Below are 4,104 nucleotides of genomic sequence, written 5' to 3'. Positions count from 1 at the left end.
GCGGCGATGAACGGCCCTGCGCCGTGGGAATGCGTGGCGGCGGTGTGCGCGTCGGTCACGGTGTGCTCCTGAAAGTCCGTGGATAAGGGGCTGGCTTACGGCGTATTGCTCTCGGCTCCGAGCCGGCGTACGTCCCGTACCGGACGTACGCCGACTCCGAGCGGTCGTACGGCTCTAAGCAAAAGCGACGTTGTAGAGGCCTGCGGCGATCGCTCCGCCGATCAGCGGACCGACGACCGGGATCCAGGCATAGCTCCAGTCGGACCCGCCCTTGTTGGGCAGGGGAAGCAGGGCGTGCACGATACGCGGACCGAGGTCACGGGCCGGGTTGATGGCGTACCCCGTCGGACCACCGAGGGAGAGGCCGATGCTGACGACCACGAGGGCGGTGATCAGCGCGCCCAGGGTGCCGAGACCCTTGCCGCTGTCGTTCAGACCCTGCGTGAGCACCGCGAGCACCAGCACGACCGTGCCGATGATCTCCGTGGCGAGGTTCTGCCACGCGATCCGGACCTCCGGGCCGGTGGAGAAGATGCCGAGCACCGGGCCGGCCTTGGCCTCCCGTGCCTCCACGGACTTGGTGTCCTGCGCACCGGGACCGCCCACGATCTCGCGGTCGGTGAGGTGCGCCTGGAACTGCCCGTAGTACGCGACCCACACGAGCGCCGCGCCGATCATGGCGCCGAGAAGCTGGCCCGACCAGTACGTCAGGACGTTGCTCCAGGCGTCGTCCTTGATGGCGATCGCGAGGGTCACGGCCGGGTTCAGATGGGCACCGGAGAGAGGCGCCGAGGTGTACACGGCGGTCAGTACCGCGAAGCCCCACCCGAAGGTGATGGCGAGCCACCCGGCGTTGCGTGCCTTGGAGGCCTTCAGCGTGACGGCGGCACAGACACCGCCGCCGAGCAGGATGAGTATGGCGGTACCGATGGTCTCGCCGATGAAGATGTCGGAGCTGGACACCCGCGACTCCTTTGTCCTTCGTCCAGGGGAAGCCGAACCCCGGGTCCCTCCGGTGGTTCGCGACCTCAGGTGAGGTCGTTGCCGGCCCTTGGCGTTGTCACACTCTAACGTGTATTGCCGGTAGGTGTTCGACAATGCCGACCGATGGACGCGAGTCTCGCTCTCCCGTTACCACCCCGTCAAGGCTTCCGTTGTCGAAAACGCGATCGTTATTCATTGCTGTGAAACATCGATCTTGGGAAGGCCGCGCACCGCGTGCGAGCTGGCACGTTCCGTGGTCGCCAGGGGATGACAAAGGGCCGGTACGTCGTCGACGTACCGGCCTTGTTTCCGTGCGAGGTCCCCGCGAACCTCAGCACCGCGTCCTTGTGAACCTCAGAACCGCCCGGCGCCCAGATCCCGGGACACCGCGCGGGCGCAGTCGCGGACCGCCGCGATCAGCTCGGGGCGCAGCTCGCCGTCCTTGCAGACGCGCTCCACCGCCCCCGTGACGCCCACCGCGCCGACCGGCATCCGCCGCTGGTTGTGGATGGGTGCGGCCACCGAGGCCACGCCCGTCCAGGTCTCCTCGACATCGGCCGCGTACCCGCGCGCGCGGGTGAGGTCGAGGACGGTCTCGAACGCGTCCGCCGCACTTACCGTGCGGACCGTGAACTCCTTTCGCTCGGCCTCCAGGACCTCGCTGTGCGCCACCGGGTCGTAGGCCGACAGGACCTTGCCCAGCGCCGTGGAATGCAGCGGCTGCATGGCCCCGACCTCCAGCACCTGCCGGCTGTCGTCGGGCCGGAACACGTGGTGCACGATCAGTACGCCCTGCTGGTGCAGGACCCCCAGGTAGACGCTCTCGCCGCTCGACCGGGCCAGGTCGTCCGTCCACACCAGGGCACGCGCCCGCAGCTCGTGCACGTCGAGATACGTGGTGCCCAGGCGCAGCAGCTCCGCGCCCAGCTGGTAGCGCCCGGACGCCGCGTCCTGCTCGACGAAGCCCTCCTGCTGCAGCGTGCGCAGAATGCCGTGGGCCGTACCCTTGGCCAGGCCGAGCGACGAGGCGATGTCCGACAGGCCGAGCCGTCGCTCGCCGCCCGCGAGCAGCCGCAGCATCGCGGCCGCCCGTTCGAGCGACTGGATGTTCCGTGCCATCGCCGTCCTGCCCTCCGTCCCCTCGCACCGTCGGTCGGCGCTTCGCTGCCACCGTTCGGCAATGTCGAACACTACCGGTCGTCGTCGATGTCCCGCTAATGGGTGGGCGGGATCAGTTGCAGTGATGTGTTGCGGCCGCAACACCCCCGGCGCCGACCGGCCGCATCCCCACCACAAACCACGTGATCCCCACCGCGGGTCGCGTGTGTGTCGCCCGTCCGCCCCGTGGACTCCCCTGACCCGCCGCGCCGCCGCGGGCTACCCTTGCGGCGTGCGCCTTCCATGAGAAGCGCAAAGCCGACAGCCGTCGCACTTCAGGGAGCATCTTCCATGGCCTCGTCGCCTAACCCGTCCCTCTCGTCCTCCTCCGCCTACAGCAGGACCCGAACCGATGCCCTCCGCGAGGCCCTCGCCACCCGCGTGGTGGTGGCCGACGGTGCGATGGGCACGATGCTGCAGGCACAGGACCCGACGATGGAGGACTTCGAGAATCTCGAAGGCTGCAACGAGATCCTGAACATCACGCGGCCGGACATCGTCCGCTCCGTCCACGAGGCGTACTTCGCCGTGGGCGTCGACTGCGTGGAGACCAACACCTTCGGCGCCAACCACGCGGCCCTCGCCGAGTACGACATCGCCGAGCGCGTCTTCGAGCTCTCCGAGTCGGGTGCCCGCATCGCCCGCGAGGTCGCCGACGAGTTCACCGCCTCGACCGGTCAGCAGCGCTGGGTGCTCGGCTCCATGGGCCCCGGCACCAAGCTGCCGACCCTCGGCCACGCCCCGTACACCCTCCTGCGCGACGCCTACCAGCGGAACGCCGAGGGCATGATCGCCGGCGGCGCCGACGCGCTGCTCGTGGAGACCACCCAGGACCTGCTGCAGACCAAGGCGTCGGTCATCGGCGCCCGCAAGGCCCTGGACACCCTCGGTGTCGACCTGCCGCTGATCGTCTCGGTGACCGTCGAGACCACCGGCACCATGCTGCTCGGCTCGGAGATCGGCGCCGCGCTCACCGCGCTGGAGCCGCTCGGCATCGACATGATCGGCCTGAACTGCGCCACGGGCCCCGCCGAGATGAGCGAGCACCTGCGCTATCTGGCCCGCCACTCCCGCATCCCGCTGTCCTGCATGCCGAACGCGGGCCTCCCGGTCCTCGGCAAGAACGGCGCCCACTACCCGCTGACGGCCCCCGAGCTGGCCGACGCCCAGGAGACCTTCGTACGCGAGTACGGCCTCTCCCTGATCGGCGGCTGCTGCGGCACGACCCCGGAGCACCTGCGCCAGGTCGTCGAGCGCGTCCGGGACCTGACCCCGGCCGTGCGTGACCCGCGCCCCGAGCCCGGCGCCGCCTCGCTCTACCAGACCGTGCCGTTCCGCCAGGACACCGCCTACATGGCGATCGGCGAGCGGACCAACGCCAACGGCTCGAAGAAGTTCCGCGAGGCCATGCTGGACGGCCGCTGGGACGACTGCGTGGAGATGGCCCGCGACCAGATCCGCGAGGGCGCGCACATGCTCGACCTGTGCGTCGACTACGTGGGCCGCGACGGCGTCGCCGACATGGAGGAGCTGGCCGGCCGCTTCGCCACCGCCTCCACCCTGCCGATCGTGCTCGACTCCACCGAGGTCCCCGTCATCCGCGCCGGTCTGGAGAAGCTCGGCGGCCGCGCGGTCATCAACTCCGTCAACTACGAGGACGGCGACGGCCCCGAGTCGCGGTTCGCGAAGGTCACCAAGCTGGCGCAGGAGCACGGCGCCGCGCTGATCGCGCTGACCATCGACGAGGAGGGCCAGGCCCGCACCGTCGAGCACAAGGTCGCCATCGCCGAGCGACTGATCGAGGACCTGACGGAGAACTGGGGCATCCACGAGTCGGACATCCTCATCGACACCCTGACCTTCACGATCTGCACGGGCCAGGAGGAGTCCCGGGGCGACGGCATCGCCACCATCGGGGCGATCCGCGAACTGAAGCGGCGTCACCCGGACGTGCAGACCACC

At 69.6% G+C, this 4,104-nt stretch carries 3 protein-coding genes; 1 reads left to right on the top strand and 2 read right to left on the bottom strand.

Annotated features, from left to right (window positions below):
• Positions 1-174: 174 nt before the first annotated feature.
• Positions 175-963, bottom strand: coding sequence for an MIP/aquaporin family protein (locus O3Q52_RS49845; protein ID WP_269655047.1), 789 nt, complete (start codon positions 961-963; stop codon positions 175-177).
• A gap of 375 nt (positions 964-1,338) precedes the next feature.
• Entirely contained in the window at positions 1,339-2,103 is a 765-nt protein-coding gene (locus O3Q52_RS49840; protein ID WP_269655046.1) for an IclR family transcriptional regulator, read from the bottom strand.
• A 330-nt stretch (positions 2,104-2,433) separates the two neighbouring features.
• Here O3Q52_RS49840 and O3Q52_RS49835 point away from each other — a divergent pair.
• Positions 2,434-4,104: homocysteine S-methyltransferase family protein (locus O3Q52_RS49835; RefSeq protein WP_269655045.1), on the top strand; the 1,671-nt coding region annotated here is incomplete at its 3' end.

Source organism: Streptomyces sp. ActVer (assembly GCF_027270795.1).
Lineage (GTDB): Bacteria > Actinomycetota > Actinomycetes > Streptomycetales > Streptomycetaceae > Streptomyces > Streptomyces umbrinus_A.
Note: the sequence above shows the minus strand (reverse complement) of the source record. Positions and strands in the feature narration are given on the sequence as shown.

What these genes read in the sequence shown, in the direction of transcription:
- O3Q52_RS49840 (WP_269655046.1), bottom strand. Translation starts at nt 2,103, where the DNA reads ATGGCACGGAACATCCAGTCGCTCGAACGGGCGGCCGCGATGCTGCGG.